16 protein-coding genes are annotated in these 13,638 nt (G+C 63.3%); 11 read left to right on the top strand and 5 right to left on the bottom strand.

Annotation, left to right across the window (positions count from 1 at the left end):
• Positions 1-2: 2 nt before the first annotated feature.
• From J4G32_RS00815 to J4G32_RS00805, 3 genes are all read left to right on the top strand, one after another.
• A complete protein-coding gene (locus J4G32_RS00815) occupies positions 3-2,147 on the top strand; it encodes a sensor histidine kinase (RefSeq protein ID WP_210483053.1) in 2,145 nt (714 codons plus the stop codon).
• 14 nt (positions 2,148-2,161) lie between these two features.
• Complete coding sequence (locus J4G32_RS00810; protein WP_210483051.1) at positions 2,162-3,205, top strand: helix-turn-helix transcriptional regulator; 1,044 nt, start codon at positions 2,162-2,164, stop codon at positions 3,203-3,205.
• Between the two features lie 157 nt (positions 3,206-3,362).
• On the top strand, positions 3,363-3,713 hold the full coding sequence (locus tag J4G32_RS00805; RefSeq protein WP_210485550.1) for a hypothetical protein: 351 nt from the start codon (positions 3,363-3,365) through the stop codon (positions 3,711-3,713).
• 70 nt (positions 3,714-3,783) lie between these two features.
• Here the strand turns inward: J4G32_RS00805 and J4G32_RS00800 are convergent, their stop codons facing one another.
• Entirely contained in the window at positions 3,784-4,218 is a 435-nt protein-coding gene (locus J4G32_RS00800) for a VOC family protein (protein ID WP_210483049.1), read from the bottom strand.
• Positions 4,219-4,259: 41 nt separating this feature from the next.
• Positions 4,260-4,469, bottom strand: coding sequence for a DUF2842 domain-containing protein (locus tag J4G32_RS00795; protein ID WP_210483040.1), 210 nt, complete (start codon positions 4,467-4,469; stop codon positions 4,260-4,262).
• 128 nt (positions 4,470-4,597) lie between these two features.
• On the opposite strand from J4G32_RS00795, the gene J4G32_RS00790 reads away from it, so the two are divergent.
• Complete coding sequence (locus J4G32_RS00790; RefSeq protein ID WP_210483038.1) at positions 4,598-5,659, top strand: COX15/CtaA family protein; 1,062 nt, start codon at positions 4,598-4,600, stop codon at positions 5,657-5,659.
• A 55-nt stretch (positions 5,660-5,714) separates the two neighbouring features.
• Here the strand turns inward: J4G32_RS00790 and J4G32_RS00785 are convergent, their stop codons facing one another.
• Positions 5,715-6,131, bottom strand: a complete 417-nt coding sequence (locus J4G32_RS00785) for a DUF1236 domain-containing protein (RefSeq protein ID WP_210483036.1) — start codon at positions 6,129-6,131, stop codon at positions 5,715-5,717.
• A gap of 326 nt (positions 6,132-6,457) precedes the next feature.
• Between J4G32_RS00785 and J4G32_RS00780 the strand changes: the two genes are divergently transcribed.
• Positions 6,458-7,129, top strand: coding sequence for a ParA family protein (locus J4G32_RS00780; RefSeq protein WP_210483034.1), 672 nt, complete (start codon positions 6,458-6,460; stop codon positions 7,127-7,129).
• A 125-nt stretch (positions 7,130-7,254) separates the two neighbouring features.
• Here the strand turns inward: J4G32_RS00780 and J4G32_RS00775 are convergent, their stop codons facing one another.
• Together J4G32_RS00775 and J4G32_RS00770 are read right to left on the bottom strand one after the other, a co-directional pair.
• Entirely contained in the window at positions 7,255-8,538 is a 1,284-nt protein-coding gene (locus tag J4G32_RS00775) for an O-acetylhomoserine aminocarboxypropyltransferase (RefSeq protein ID WP_210483032.1), read from the bottom strand.
• Positions 8,539-8,610: 72 nt separating this feature from the next.
• Entirely contained in the window at positions 8,611-9,138 is a 528-nt protein-coding gene (locus tag J4G32_RS00770) for a CoA-binding protein (protein ID WP_210483030.1), read from the bottom strand.
• Between the two features lie 57 nt (positions 9,139-9,195).
• On the opposite strand from J4G32_RS00770, the gene J4G32_RS00765 reads away from it, so the two are divergent.
• The 6 genes from J4G32_RS00765 to J4G32_RS00740 all read left to right on the top strand — a co-directional run bounded on the left by J4G32_RS00765 (position 9,196) and on the right by J4G32_RS00740 (position 13,637).
• Positions 9,196-9,639 (top strand): PaaI family thioesterase, encoded by a 444-nt coding sequence (locus tag J4G32_RS00765; RefSeq protein ID WP_210485441.1) that lies wholly within the window; start codon positions 9,196-9,198, stop codon positions 9,637-9,639.
• 174 nt (positions 9,640-9,813) lie between these two features.
• A complete protein-coding gene (gene rplM, locus J4G32_RS00760; RefSeq protein WP_210483028.1) occupies positions 9,814-10,278 on the top strand; it encodes a 50S ribosomal protein L13 in 465 nt (154 codons plus the stop codon).
• The gene (gene rpsI / locus J4G32_RS00755) at positions 10,278-10,754 is read left to right on the top strand and encodes a 30S ribosomal protein S9 (protein WP_210483019.1); all 477 of its coding nucleotides are present in this window, start codon (positions 10,278-10,280) and stop codon (positions 10,752-10,754) included. Before rplM ends, rpsI begins: the two co-directional genes overlap by 1 nt.
• A gap of 300 nt (positions 10,755-11,054) precedes the next feature.
• Positions 11,055-12,014 carry an N-acetyl-gamma-glutamyl-phosphate reductase gene (gene argC, locus J4G32_RS00750; RefSeq protein ID WP_210485440.1) on the top strand — a complete coding sequence of 320 codons (960 nt, stop codon included), beginning with the start codon at positions 11,055-11,057 and terminating at the stop codon, positions 12,012-12,014.
• A 125-nt stretch (positions 12,015-12,139) separates the two neighbouring features.
• Positions 12,140-13,099, top strand: a complete 960-nt coding sequence (gene lipA / locus J4G32_RS00745; RefSeq protein ID WP_210483017.1) for a lipoyl synthase — start codon at positions 12,140-12,142, stop codon at positions 13,097-13,099.
• Positions 13,100-13,112: 13 nt separating this feature from the next.
• Positions 13,113-13,637, top strand: a complete 525-nt coding sequence (locus J4G32_RS00740) for an AAA family ATPase (protein WP_210483015.1) — start codon at positions 13,113-13,115, stop codon at positions 13,635-13,637.
• The last annotated feature ends 1 nt before the right edge of the window (position 13,638 follow it).

The raw sequence follows: 13,638 nt of genomic DNA, 5'->3' as shown, positions 1-13,638 counted from the left end.
CCATGAGAATCAACCTTCGGAGCTATAAGACAGTTTTCATCATGCTCGTGGCCATCGCGGGTCTGGTGGCATGCCTCGTGTTCACCGTGGCGCGGCTGCTTTATGTGGAAGCGGACCTCCGCACGGAAGATACGCACAGCAACCTTTGGCAGATCACCCAGACCCAGTTCGAAGCAGCGTTGGTGTCGGAAAGTCTCGCGCGCGCGGCCGTTCAGGACACGTTCGCCCAACCCGATCAGGAGCCCCGATTCCGCTACGCGATCCTGGTCAGCCGGCTCTCCACATTGCTGGAAGGGCCGCAGCGGGAGACGATCGAGCGGCTCGGGATGATGAGCAATCTGAAGCGGCATTATCTGCAGATCCTTCTGGCCGAACCCCTCTTCGACGCTCCTCTGGATCGCGAGAGCGCGCTGACCCTGCGCGCGCAGACCCGGGAACTCGCCTACGACCTTCGCGACATCGCCAACAAGCTCGTACTCGTGACCGGCGAGAACGGGATTCGCACCCGCTCGATGTATCTGCGCGTGGTGTTCGAGAGCCTTGCCTTCATCGCCGGCATCGTGGTGACCGCCTCGTTCCTGCTGTTGAGGCTCTTCAAGGGCATGCAGGAAGCCAAGCAAGCGCGCCGGTTGCTCCGGCAGGAGCAGGAGCTTTCCGATCTGGTGATCAACAACATCAGCAACCAGGGCATCGTCATCTTCGACGAACGCCTGCACTGCCTGCTGTGGAACCCCGGGATGGAAACGCTGCTCGGCGTCAGGCCCGACTCTACCGTCGGCCAAAGCCTGCAGGATCTCGACCCGCTTTTCGGCCATCCGGGCATCGCAGCGGCCCTGAATGGCGCCATAGATGGCGCAAGCGCGATCCGCGAATTCGAGGGCGTCGACGCCAAGGGGCACGAGAGCTGCCTCGAACTGAGCTGTTTCCCGCTGACATTGGCTGAGCGTCAGCTCGGCATCGCCTTTGCGCGGGACGTCACCGAACAATGGCAGGCGCGCAAGCGGGCGGAGCGCCAGACGGTGGACCTCGAGATCAAGGTCCAGCAGCGCACGGCTGCGCTTCAACAGGCTGAACAGCGCCTGATCGCCGCGATCGAGGCCGCGCCGGATGGCTTTGCGGCCTTCGACGCCGAGGGAAGCCTGCTCTTCGCCAACGAGAGGATCCGCGCGGCCGAGCCCGTCACCGTCTGGTGCTCGGACGACATGAACCTGTCCGCCTTTCTGCGCTGCTTCGCCATCTGCGAAGGGGCCGATTCGCGTCTCGTCTCCGACTCGGTGCCGGCGGAAGAGATCGAGCTCGACCTTCTCATCAAGCGGGACGTCTGGGCCCGCCTGTCGGTGACCCGCGCGCAGGGCGGCATCATTTTCGTGCGGCTGGTGGACATTTCCGCCTACAAGCACGCCGCGCGTGCGCTGCAATCGGCTCTGGACCGGGAGCGGGAGACGACAGGCGCCTATCGCAATTTCGTCTCGATGGTCTCCCATCAGTTCCGCACGCCGCTCGCCATTCTCGATTCCAGCGCACAGCGCATCCTGCGCCGGGGCCAGAATGCCAGTCACGACGAGCTGACCCTGCGCGTGCAGAAGATCCGCAGCGCCACCAGTCGGCTGACGCGGCTGGTGGACAGCGTGCTCAACGCGGCCAAGCTCGACGCGGGTCGCATCGAGCTGAACCCCACATCGTGCAATCTGAACGAGCTGATCTGGGACATCTGCGAGCGGCAGCGCGAACTCAGTCCCCATGCCGATATCAGGGTCGAGGCGCCGGACGAGCCGGTCGAGGTCCATTGCGACGGGGTGCTGATCGAGCAGGTTGTCGTCAACCTGTTGTCCAACGCCGTCAAATATTCCGGCGAACGCCCGATTGTCGAGGTGAAGGTCTGGGTTGACGGGTCGCGGGCTTATGGCTCGATCCGCGACTGGGGGATCGGCATTCCCTCGGATGAGGTGGGCAAGATCTTCGACCGTTTCTACCGCGCGCGAACTGCCATCGGCATTGCGGGGACCGGGATCGGATTGAACTTCGCCCAGAAGATCATGCACCTCCATGGAGGTGACATTCACGTGGAGAGCTTCGAGGCGGGCGGATCGGTGTTCACATTCGATCTGCCCGTGGAGCACGCCGACGAAGCGCAGCAGGCTGCATAAGGGGGCATGCCAATATGAACGCCCAACGGACGATCCTTTGCATCGAGGACGAAGACGATCTGCGAGGCGATATCGCCGAAGAGCTCTCGGCCGCCGATTATCATGTTCTGCAGGCCTCGGACGGCAAGCAGGCGCTCGCGATCCTCAATGAGCACCGGCCCGATCTCGTCCTGTGCGACATCACGATGCCGGGTCTTGGGGGCTACGATGTGCTGAAGGCGATGCGGGAGAAAGGTGGCTTTGGCGATGTGCCGTTCATCTTCCTCACCGCGCTCGCGGACCGCAACGACGTGCTGATCGGCAAACAAGCCGGCGCGGACGATTACCTGGTCAAGCCCATCGACTACGAGATTCTGCTCGCCACCATCGCGGCGCGCCTGAACCAGGTCGCTCGCGTCCAGACCGGGGCGGTGGAGCGCGCCGAGGAGGCCTGGCAGGAGGTTCTCAACACGTCCCGCGGGCGGACCGTCGAGGCTCTCTACAAGGCGACCTTCGCGTTCGACCGGTTTCTCGTCGGTGTGGTGGTCGTGGACGAGACCGGCAATGTGCGCCTCATGAACAAGGAGGCCGAGCGGATCGTCGGCGAGAACGAAGGCATCGGGGTGGTCGGGGGCATCCTGAAAGGAGCTGTCCCCAAGCAGAACACAAAGCTTCACGAGGGGCTCAAGAAGGCGTTCGAGGAGGCTTATCTCGACGAAATCGTCTCCTTTCCACGCCAGTCCGGGGGGCGTCCCTATCTGGTGCTGATCCCCGGGCAGCGCTTCACGCCCGAAGAAAAGCCCGAGGCGGTGGTGCTTCTGCTGATCGATACCGAGCAACGCACGAAAGTGTCCGGCGACACGCTGGTGCGGCTCTACAACCTCACCCCCGCCGAGACGCGCGTTGCCCTCATGCTGATCGACGGCAAGCGGCTGGATCAGATCGCCGAGGAGTGCGAGATCGCCCAGACCACGGTGGTGTTCCACCTGAAAAACCTGTTCCGCAAGACGGACACCAACCGGCAGGCGGATCTGATCCGCGTGTTGCTGTCGGTGCCGTTGCGGTCGGCCGTGAGCTGAGCCGATTGGCGTTTACCGATTTGTTACCATCTCGCCAGAACAAGGTTTTCGACACGGCGCTGCCCTGATTTGTTCAGCTCCCAGTGAGGTTGGGCCCGATAAAACGGGCAGCTGAAGAGGCGCACAACCGGCCTCTCACTGGCGCGAGGTGACGATCATGAAAGTTCTGCATGTTCTCTCTGGCACGGCTGCAGCGATAGCCCTGGTGGGCGGCTTGGCCGTGGTCGAACCCGCCGTGGCGCGGGATGGCTTCAACCCAGGCGCCGCGGCTGCGCTCGGCGTGTTGGGCGGCCTGGCCGTTGGCGGAGCGATCGCTGCGTCGCAGGGGCCTTATTATGCGCCCGTCTACGCGCCACCCCCACCGCCGCCGCCGGTTTATGTGGAGCCGGAGCCCGTCTATTTCGCCCCGCCGCCACCGCCGCTTTACCGCCCCTGCTACACGGAGCGGTTCAATGAGTGGGTCCCCGGCTGGGGATGGCAGCCGAGCCGGCGCACCGTTTGCCGATAAGCAAAAAGGGGCCCGCGTCACGCGGGCCTTTCTCGTTTCGGCCATGTCTCGCGGCACGGCGCGGGAAACCCTAGTAGGTCTTCCAGAGTCCCGGGGTTGCGAGTTCCAGCAGGTGCCCATCGGGATCGCGGAAATAGATGCTGGTCCCGCCCTTGGGCCAGTTGGTGCGGCCCTCGATCTCAATCCCCCGTGCGGTGAGGGCGTTTTCCCAGGCCGGGAGTTCATCGGCCGTGACCGCGAAGGCAATGTGCTGGTGTCCGGCCGCATCGTGGGGTGGAATCGTGCCTCCGGGCAGGATTGTCGTCCCAGTCGAGGCTCCGCGCTTGAACAGCAGGAGCACGGTGCGGCCCGCCACGTCGTACGCACAGAGCCTGTGGTCCGCGAAAAGCGGCTCAAGGTTCAGAACGGTCTCGTAAAAGCCGCGGGCTTGTTCAAGGTCCGCGACGTAGAGCGCCGTCTCAAGAACAGCCCCGAGGGCGGGCGTGGTCTGCTTGTCTGTGTTCATCGGGTCGTGTCTTTCCACATCCGCCGCTGGCTGCCGGACATTCACACCTTGTCGGGCTTGCCCATCCAGCGGATCAGCGGCAGGAGCGGGAGAATCCAGATCAGGCCCAGCACGATGTAGAAGACCGTCTGCAAGAGTTTCGGCGCCCGGGTGATCGTGCCTTCGGCTGCGGCCATGGCAAACAGAACATAGAACCCGATGAATACAAGCATCACGACCGTTCCGATGAATTTTCGCGTGCGCATCCCCATGGCCGGCCTCCCTGTGACGCCACCGGCCGCGCGGGTGCGGCATCGGCATTGATTGCGTCGGCGTCATGCTGCCTCTATGTGACAGGCGCCATCCCGGGTTCAACCCCTAATCGATGATGAGAGCGTGCATGGCTGTCGCAGCATCCGCCGAAAGCCTCAACTCCCCCACTGCAACCAGTCCCCGCCTGCCGGCTGTGAAGACCTGGCTCTACACCCTTTCCGGGTTGGTCATCCTCATGATGGCCGTGGGCGCGGCCACCCGCCTCACCGGATCCGGCCTCTCGATCACCGAGTGGAAACCGGTCACCGGCGCCCTTCCGCCGCTCAGCGAGGCGGCGTGGCTCGCGGAGTTCGAGAAATATCGCCAGATTTCCCAGTATGAGCTTTTGAACAAGGGCATGTCCCTTTCGGAATTCAAGTTCATCTACGCGTGGGAATGGGGGCACCGCCAGCTCGGACGGGTGATCGGCCTCGTCTTTTTCCTGCCGCTCGCCTGGTTCTGGTGGCGGGGAGCCGTTTCCGGTCGGCTTGCAACGGCACTGCTGGGGGTTGGGGCGCTCGGTGGCCTTCAGGCCGGTATCGGCTGGATCATGGTCGCGTCGGGGCTGGAGCCGGGGATGACGGCGGTTGCGCCGATCAAGCTTGCGCTTCATCTGCTCGTGGCCAGCATTATTCTAGCTCTGCTCGTGTGGATTGCAGCCGGATTGCGGCCATCGCCCGTCTCCGCCATCGCGGCGTCCCGCAAGGCCATCGCCCCGCGGCTGATCCTCGGGCTGATCATGCTGCAGATCGGGCTGGGTGGGCTCGTGGCCGGCGCAAAGGCGGGATACACCTACAACACCTGGCCGCTGATGGACGGCGCCTTCGTGCCGTCGACCTCCGTGCTATTCAGCGTCACGCCCTTCATCGAAAACTTCGTCGACAACCTGGCCCTGGTGCAATTCAACCATCGCATGCTCGCCTACGCGATCGTTGCTCTCGCCGTGTGGCACGCGGTCGATCTGCTGCGGAGAATGCCGGGTTCAAAACCCGCCCGACGAGCCACCGCGATTGCGGGTCTTGCCTTGGGTCAGATGACCTTGGGAATCGCAACGTTGGTGCTCGTTGTCCCGCTCGTTGCGGGTCTTGCTCACCAGGTGCTGGCGATGCTCGTGCTCGCGATGGCCGTGGTTCACGCCCGCCTGAGTTGAACGCAAAGAAAAGAGCGGCCTTTCGGCCGCTCCATTCCGTCTCCCGCTGAAAAGCTTAGCGGATGATCTGCACGACCCGACGTGTGCCCGGATCAACCAGGACCGGAGTGTCATTTACGACCGTGTAGCGGTAACCGCGCACGCCATATTCGGCCGGCACATCATAATAGGTCACGCCCGACGACGGGAGCACGGTGCCGACGGCCACGTCCTGCTGGTAACGGTACGAGGAGGGACGCTGCGTGACGACATATTCGCGGAAGCGCGGCTGCTGGTCGCCGACGATGCCGCCCACGATCGCGCCGGTGACGCCGCCAACGGCCGCGCCCACCGGGCCGCCGACAATCGCGCCGCCAACGGCGCCCGTCGCTGCACCGGCCGCTGCGCCGCCGGGAGCATTGGTCTGAGCAAAAGCAGCTGCGGGAATCAGCGACGCCAGAACTGCGCCAGCAAGAATGATTTTATTCGACATGTGGGACTCTCCTGTTGTCTAAATCGGTGGGCTAACCGAAAAGTAAACTGAGAGTTCCCGACTAAAATCGTCAAAATCTGCGGGTGGGGAAGCCTTTATTCATGTGGAACCTTCCTAAGCGTCAAGCTTGAGCCCTAGAGATCGTCGCGGCGCTCAGCCGATAGCCTCACGAAGCGGTCCCTGCGGGGGGGCTTGAAAAATTGTCCAGAGACAATTTGCTCCACTGTCTTGGGTAGGCGAGCATTCTCCTGTTAGATAGATATTGTATCGGAAATGCCCGGACCTGACGCCCGGGAATCATGATTGCGCTTTATGAGGAGTAGGGCATGAACGTGCTGGTCTTCGCTTCACGGAAGGGTGGCTCTGGAAAGAGCACGCTCGCCGCGCATCTCGCGACCTATATCGCCAGCCCCACGCGCCGGACCCTCCTCATCGATGCTGATCCGCAGGGCTCCCTGTCGTTCTGGCACAAGATCCGCGGCAAGGAGAACCCGGCGCTGCGCCATGGCGCCCGCAACATCGCCGAGGCCGTCAAGGCCGCCAAGCGCGAGGGTTACGAGTGGGTGCTCATCGATACGCCGCCGGATAAGTCGGCGACGGTGGTCGAGGCCATTAAGCAGGCGACACTGGTCATCATCCCGATGCGCCCCGGCGTCTTCGACATCGCTGCGGTGCAGGATACGGTCGAGCTCGCGCGCGAGCTGCGCAAGCCTTACGCTGCCGTGATCAATGGTGCGCCGCCCAAGCGCAACGATCAGGAGGTTGCGATCGTGTCCGATGCGCGCGGCGCGCTGAATGCGCTCAAGATCCCCGTCTGGGCCGGACAGGTCACCCATCGGGCCGATTTCTCCCAAGCGCTGACGGAGGGCGAAGGCGCCGAAGAGTTTGAGTCGGGCTCACACGCGGCAGAGGAAATGTCACGTCTCTGGACCGCGATCGACCGCTCCATGAAGGCGGTCCATAGCGCTTACGCACGGGGCGCGCGAAGCGCGGCGTAGCTCTTCGGCTTGGGAGAGATCGGGATACGCGCGCCGCCGGCGTGAGTTCGGAAGCCCATTTCCCAAGCGTCGCATCAAAGGATTGAAGGCGCCGCTCCCCACGGGAGGCGGCGCCTTTTGTGTGTTCAGGCGTCGGCGAGGGCCTGGTCGAGGTCGTCGATCAGGTCGGCCTTGTCCTCGATGCCGATGGACAGGCGAACGACCTCCGGGCCTGCGCCAGCCTGCGTCTTCTGGTCGTCGGTCAACTGCCGGTGAGTGGTCGAGGCCGGGTGGATCACGAGCGAGCGCGTATCGCCGATATTGGCCAGGTGCGAGAACAGCTTGAGGTTGGAGACGAGCTTGACGCCTGCCTCGTAGCCATCTTTCAGACCGAAGGTGAAGACCGCGCCCGCGCCCTGTGGGCAATACTGCTTGGCAAGCGCGTGATAGCGATCGTCGGGAAGACCCGGATAGCTCACCCAGGCGACCTTGTCGTGTTTGGCCAGATGGGTCGCGACCGCGAGCGCATTGTCGGAGTGCCGCTGCATGCGCAGGGGCAGGGTCTCGATGCCGGTGAGGATCAGGAACGCGTTGAAGGGCGACAGCGCCGGACCGAGATCGCGCAGGCCGAGAACCCGGCAGGCGATGGCAAAGCCGAAATTGCCGAAGGTCTCGCCCAGAACCATGCCGCCATATTCAGCGCGGGGCTTGGACAACATCGGGTAGCGGTCGTCGCCGGCAAAATTGAACGACCCGCCGTCGACGATCACGCCGCCGATGGAATTGCCGTGACCGCCCAGGAATTTCGTCGCCGAGTGGACGATGATGTCGGCGCCGTGCTCGAACGGGCGGATCAGGTAGGGCGACGCCATCGTGTTGTCGACGATCAGCGGAATCCGGTGTTTCTTGGCGATCGCCGCGATCGCCTTGATGTCCACGATCACGCCGCCGGGGTTCGCGATCGATTCGATGAAGATCGCCTTGGTCTTCGGCGTAATGGCAGCGTCGAAGGTCGATGGCTCGTCCGGGTTCGCCCAAACCACGTTCCAGCCGAAATTCTTGAACGAGTGCGTAAACTGGTTGATCGAACCCCCGTAAAGCTTTGTTCCGGCGACGAATTCGTCGCCTGGCTGCATCAGCGCATGGAACACAAGCATCTGTGCCGCGTGGCCGGACGCGACGGCAAGCGCGGCAGTGCCGCCTTCAAGCGCTGCGACCCGCTCCTCGAGCACCGCGCAGGTCGGGTTGCCGATCCGCGAATAGATGTTGCCGAAGGCCTGCAGACCAAACAGGGACGCCGCGTGATCGACATCGTCGAACACGAAAGACGTGGTTTGATAGATTGGCGTCGCCCGCGCGCCGGTTGCCGCGTCTGGCGCTGCCCCCGCGTGAATGGCAAGCGTGTCGAAACCGGGCAAGCGGTCGGTCATGGCGCGTCCTCTGCGATCGTTGAAAAGAGCCTCGTTCTATTTAAAGAACGTTTTGTTCGCCGGTCAAGGGTCTCAGCGCGGCCTGTTGAGGCTCAGTTTCTGGAAGCCTTTGCCGGAGAGAACCGGTTTCTTGGCGCTCAACATGCGTGAGTTGACGCCCTGCCAGGAGATCTCGCCTGAAAGCCTTCCGAACTCGATCTTCGGACAGCGGTCCATGACGACTTTGATGCATTTCGCCTCTGCCCGGGCGGCCGCCTCGTCGTTGCGGACGGAGAGTTGCATCCAGATGACCTTCGGGAGCGGCACCAGCCGCAGGGCCTCGTCGGTGATGCCGGAGGCTGCCTCCGAGTTGCGAAAAATCTCCACCATGTCGATGGGAAACGGGATCTCCGCCAGGCTGCCATAGACTTTTCGGCCGAGCAGTTCGGTTCCGGCGAGGCCCGGATTGACCGGAATGACGTCGTAGTCGCGCTCGATCAGATATTTCGTCACGATCCAGCTCGGGCGAGCCGGGTTCTGCGACGCACCGACGAGCGCGATGGTCTTTACGCCCATCAGGATGTCGCGGATGTAGTCATTGGGATAAGAGTCGTGGTTCATGGCCAAACCGTATGGGAGAGGCGAGGGCAGTTCAATGGACAAAGGCGGCCGATGAAAATGCACGAACCCATCATGAGCGTCGATACGCTGCGCGCCTTTCTCGATGCCGAGTTTCCGCAGATGCATTTCGGGGGCCAGACCTTTCATCTGGAAACGGTCGGTCCCCTCACGGCGCGTTTGCGCATGGATTATCACGAGCGGCACCTGCGTCCGGGCGGCACGATTTCCGGGCCGGCCATGATGACCTTGGCGGATCTCGCTCTGTATGCGGCGATCCTCGCCCAGATTGGGCCAAAGCCGCTGACCGTCACGACCAATCTCAGCTTTAATTTCCTGCGCAAACCTGCCCAGCGCGCACTGATTGCGGAGTGTACGATTTTGAAACTTGGCAAGCGGCTGGCGGTCGGGGAGGTGCGTCTAACGTCGGAGGGCGATCCCGCGCTCGTCTGCCACGCGACAGGCACCTATTCGATCCCAATCGCGAAAAATGCGGTATCATAATACCGCAACCTGAAAGTGCCCGTGTTTGCTGGCATTCCGGGCCTCCTGCCGCGATGAAATCGATTGACAGAACGTCGCCTGCCGCTTACACCCCGGGCCATCGACCGCCGCATCTCGTGGCGGTTTCTTATTTCAGAACCTGAGCCTTAAAACGCTCCAATGGGAAACAGCGCGATGAAGACTACTTCGCTGAAGCCCGCCGAGGTCGAGAAGAAGTGGGTTGTGATCGATGCGAAGGGCCTCGTCGTTGGCCGTCTTGCATCCGTGGTTGCCATGCGTCTGCGCGGCAAGCACAAGGTCAGCTACACGCCTCACGTCGATTGCGGCGATAACGTCATCGTCATCAACGCCGACAAAGTGGTGTTCACCGGCCGCAAGCGCGAGCAGAAGGTGTATTACCATCACACCGGCTATGCCGGCGGCATCAAGGAACGGTCGGCCAAGTTCATTCTCGAAGGCCGCTTCCCGGAGCGGATCGTCGAGAAGGCAGTCGAGCGCATGCTGCCCCGCGGCCCGCTGTTCCGCCAGATCCTCGGCAATCTCCGCGTCTACAAGGGCGCCGAGCATCCCCATACCGCGCAGCAGCCTGAAGCGCTGGATGTCGGCATCCTCAACCGCAAGAACGTGGGAGCTAAGTAATGGCGACCCTTCAGTCACTCTCTGATCTCGGCCAGAACGCCGAGGCGGCTGCTCCCGAAGCACCAAAATACGTCAAGAAGGTCGACGCCCAGGGCCGCGCTTACGCGACCGGCAAGCGCAAGGATGCGGTCGCCCGCGTCTGGATCAAGCCCGGCTCCGGCAAGATCGTCGTCAACGGCCGCGCGCTCGAAGTCTACTTCGCTCGCCCCGTGCTGCGCATGATCCTGAAGCAGCCCCTCGGCATCGTCAGCCGCGAGGACCAATACGACATTACCGTCACCGTCAAGGGCGGCGGATTGTCGGGCCAGGCCGGTGCTGTTCGCCACGGCGTGTCGAAGGCTCTCACCTATTTCGAGCCGGAGCTGCGTGGCGCCCTCAAGAAGGGCGGCTTCCTGACCCGCGACTCCCGCGTCGTCGAGCGCAAGAAGTACGGCAAGAAGAAAGCCCGCCGCAGCTTCCAGTTCTCGAAGCGCTAAGCGCTTTTCCTGCGAATTCGAAAAAGGCGGCCTCCGGGTCGCCTTTTTTTGTTATCGGGCGCTGGACTCTGACTGGTTGACAGGGTTGCCAATCTGCGGGATAGAAAATTCATGATATTGGACCGGATACTGTTGCGACGCCGACCGAAGGCTGCTCTTGCGCGCGTGCGATGACGGCTGTCCATGAAGCCTGTTCGTAAGCCGCGCCCGATGCGCGGCTTTTTTGTTTTCCAGGACTGGCCTGAATGCCTCGATTGATACGAGTGGCCGGCAAGACGAACGGAACCGATGATGACCACCATGATCAACAGCACTTCCCAGCAAGCGCTGCGCCAGGCGAGCGTCTTCATCGACGGCGAAGCCGGGACGACCGGTCTTGGCATCCGCGACCGCTTGCAGCAGCTGGACGGTGTCGCGATCCGGAGCATTGCGCCCGAGCTTCGCAAGGACCCGGACGCCAAGCTGGCGATCCTGCGGGAGGTCGATCTCGTGGTCCTCTGTCTTCATGATCAGGCCGCGCGCGACACCGTCGCCCTCGTCGACAGCCTGGGCGGCCAGGGGCCTCGCATCATCGACGCCAGCAGCACCCATCGGGTGACACCGGGATGGGTCTATGGCTTTCCCGAACTGGCGCCCGGCCAGCCTGAGCTGATCGCAAAGGCTGATCGGGTCGGAAATCCGGGATGCTATCCCACCGGCGCCATCGCGCTGCTGCGCCCATTGATCGATGCCGGCCTGATTCCGGCCGATTACCCGATCTCGATCAATGCGGTGAGCGGATACACCGGCGGCGGCCGTCCTGCCATCGAGTTGTTCGAGTCGGGCGGGGCGCCGGCCTTCGAGCTCTATGGGCTCGGCTTCGAGCACAAGCATCTGCCGGAGCTTCAGGTGTTCACCGGCCTGACCCGTCGGCCGATCTTCGTGCCGTCGATCGCCAATTTTCGTCAGGGCATGCTCGTGAGCATCCCGCTCCATCTCGAGACCTTGCCCGGCAATCCGACCGCGCGTGATCTCGAGGCGGCGCTGACGGCCTATTATGCCCACGGCGGGACCGTCTCGGTTGTTCCGACCGCTTCCGGCGGCAAGCTCCTGGAGCGCCTCGAGCCGGAGGGACTGAACGACACCGACGGCATGGAACTGCGGGTCTTCTCACACGAGGCCTATCACCACGCCGTCCTCGTGGCGCGCCTCGACAATCTGGGGAAAGGCGCATCCGGCGCTGCGGTCCAGAACATCCGCCTGATGCTGGGACTCGCCTGACGAGACGGGCTTCCGGGGAGGCATGCGCAGGGCGGCGGCGCTCATGATTTGCGAAGCGGCCGCCGAAGCCTTAAGTCAGGGATGTTGCCGCGCAGCCTTCCGTCTCGCTCAAGGACTTCCAATCCATGGCCGTCGTTCTCGATCTCCTGAACCGGGACAGCCGTCCCCGCCACCCTGAAAAGGCGCATCGGCCCGATCAGCCGGTTCAGCAGCGCAAACCCGACTGGATTCGCGTCAAGGCTCCCGGCTCGCCCAAATGGGCCGAGACCAACCGGATCGTGAAGGAGAATAAACTCGTCACGGTGTGCGAGGAGGCCGGCTGCCCCAATATCGGCGAGTGCTGGGAGAAGAAGCACGCCACCTTCATGATCATGGGCGATACCTGCACGCGGGCCTGCGCCTTTTGCAACGTCAAGACCGGCATGCCGCAGGCGCTCGATCCGCTGGAACCCGAGAACGTCGCCATCGCGGTGCAGAAGCTCGGCCTCGAGCACGTGGTCATCACGTCAGTCGATCGGGACGATCTCGATGACGGTGGCGCCCGCCACTTTGCCGATGTGATCCTGGCGATCCGGGCGCGTTCCCCCGGCACCACCATCGAAATCCTGACGCCTGACTTCCTGCGCAAGCAGGGCGCGCTCGAGATCGTGGTCGCGGCCAAGCCCGACGTGTTCAACCACAATCTCGAGACGGTGCCGTCGAAATACCTCAAGGTGCGTCCCGGCGCGCGCTACTTCCACTCCATCCGCCTGCTGCAGCGGGTGAAGGAGATCGATCCGACCATCTTTACCAAGTCCGGCATCATGGTCGGGCTTGGAGAGGAGCGGAACGAAGTGCTGCAATTGATGGACGACCTGCGCTCGGCGGATGTGGATTTCATGACGATCGGCCAGTATCTCCAGCCCACCAAGAAGCACCATCCGGTCATCCGCTTCGTCACGCCGGACGAGTTCAAGGCTTTCGCCACGACGGCCTACGCGAAGGGTTTCCACCTCGTTTCCTCAACCCCGTTGACCCGGTCGTCGCACCATGCGGGCGAGGATTTCGCCAAGCTCAAGGCGGCCCGGCTGGCGCGCCTCGGCTGAGAGCCCAGTTCCCATGCACCGCATCCTCGTGATCGGCAGCCCCGGCGCAGGCAAGAGCACGCTCGCTCGACGGCTGGCGGCGGCTCTCGGCCTTCCGCTCATCCATCTCGACCGGGAATATTTCGGGCCGGGCTGGACAATGCCGTCGAAGTCCGAATGGCGGGTGCGGGCGACCGAACTCGCGAGCCGCCCCGCTTGGGTCATGGACGGGAATTACGCCAGCACCTTCGACATCCGCGTGCCGCGCGCCACTGCTGTGGTGTGGCTCGATGTGCCGCGCTGGGCTTGTGCCGCCCGCGTGCTCTGGCGCGTGCTGCGTCACTACGGCCGCAACAGGCCCGATCTCGGTCCAGACTGCGCGGAACGGCTCGACCCCTCCTTCATGCGGTGGATCTGGTCGTATCCGCAAACGATGGGAATGAAGACCGCCCGTTTGATGAGCCGGCTGCGGCCCGATCAGGATGCCTTTATCGTGCGAAATGCCGCCGACCTTGCGGCGCTGCCGGCGCAATTGGCCCGAACCGCGAAAGCTGCCTGAC

This window comes from Microvirga antarctica (assembly GCF_017921815.1).
Classification (GTDB): Bacteria; Pseudomonadota; Alphaproteobacteria; order Rhizobiales; family Beijerinckiaceae; genus Microvirga; species Microvirga antarctica.
The sequence above is the reverse complement of the archived record's forward strand: the minus strand, read 5'-3'. Positions and strand labels throughout refer to the sequence as shown.

Bases quoted from the DNA above. Each gene is read 5' to 3' on its own strand.
- J4G32_RS00815 (WP_210483053.1), top strand. From the start codon at position 3: ATGAGAATCAACCTTCGGAGCTATAAGACAGTTTTCATCATGCTCGTG.
- J4G32_RS00810 (WP_210483051.1), top strand. From the start codon at position 2,162: ATGAACGCCCAACGGACGATCCTTTGCATCGAGGACGAAGACGATCTG.
- J4G32_RS00805 (WP_210485550.1), top strand. From the start codon at position 3,363: ATGAAAGTTCTGCATGTTCTCTCTGGCACGGCTGCAGCGATAGCCCTG.
- J4G32_RS00800 (WP_210483049.1), bottom strand. From the start codon at position 4,218: ATGAACACAGACAAGCAGACCACGCCCGCCCTCGGGGCTGTTCTTGAG.
- J4G32_RS00795 (WP_210483040.1), bottom strand. From the start codon at position 4,469: ATGGGGATGCGCACGCGAAAATTCATCGGAACGGTCGTGATGCTTGTA.
- J4G32_RS00790 (WP_210483038.1), top strand. From the start codon at position 4,598: ATGGCTGTCGCAGCATCCGCCGAAAGCCTCAACTCCCCCACTGCAACC.
- J4G32_RS00785 (WP_210483036.1), bottom strand. From the start codon at position 6,131: ATGTCGAATAAAATCATTCTTGCTGGCGCAGTTCTGGCGTCGCTGATT.
- J4G32_RS00780 (WP_210483034.1), top strand. From the start codon at position 6,458: ATGAACGTGCTGGTCTTCGCTTCACGGAAGGGTGGCTCTGGAAAGAGC.
- J4G32_RS00775 (WP_210483032.1), bottom strand. From the start codon at position 8,538: ATGACCGACCGCTTGCCCGGTTTCGACACGCTTGCCATTCACGCGGGG.
- J4G32_RS00770 (WP_210483030.1), bottom strand. From the start codon at position 9,138: ATGAACCACGACTCTTATCCCAATGACTACATCCGCGACATCCTGATG.
- J4G32_RS00765 (WP_210485441.1), top strand. From the start codon at position 9,196: ATGCACGAACCCATCATGAGCGTCGATACGCTGCGCGCCTTTCTCGAT.
- rplM (WP_210483028.1), top strand. From the start codon at position 9,814: ATGAAGACTACTTCGCTGAAGCCCGCCGAGGTCGAGAAGAAGTGGGTT.
- rpsI (WP_210483019.1), top strand. From the start codon at position 10,278: ATGGCGACCCTTCAGTCACTCTCTGATCTCGGCCAGAACGCCGAGGCG.
- argC (WP_210485440.1), top strand. From the start codon at position 11,055: ATGATCAACAGCACTTCCCAGCAAGCGCTGCGCCAGGCGAGCGTCTTC.
- lipA (WP_210483017.1), top strand. From the start codon at position 12,140: ATGGCCGTCGTTCTCGATCTCCTGAACCGGGACAGCCGTCCCCGCCAC.
- J4G32_RS00740 (WP_210483015.1), top strand. From the start codon at position 13,113: ATGCACCGCATCCTCGTGATCGGCAGCCCCGGCGCAGGCAAGAGCACG.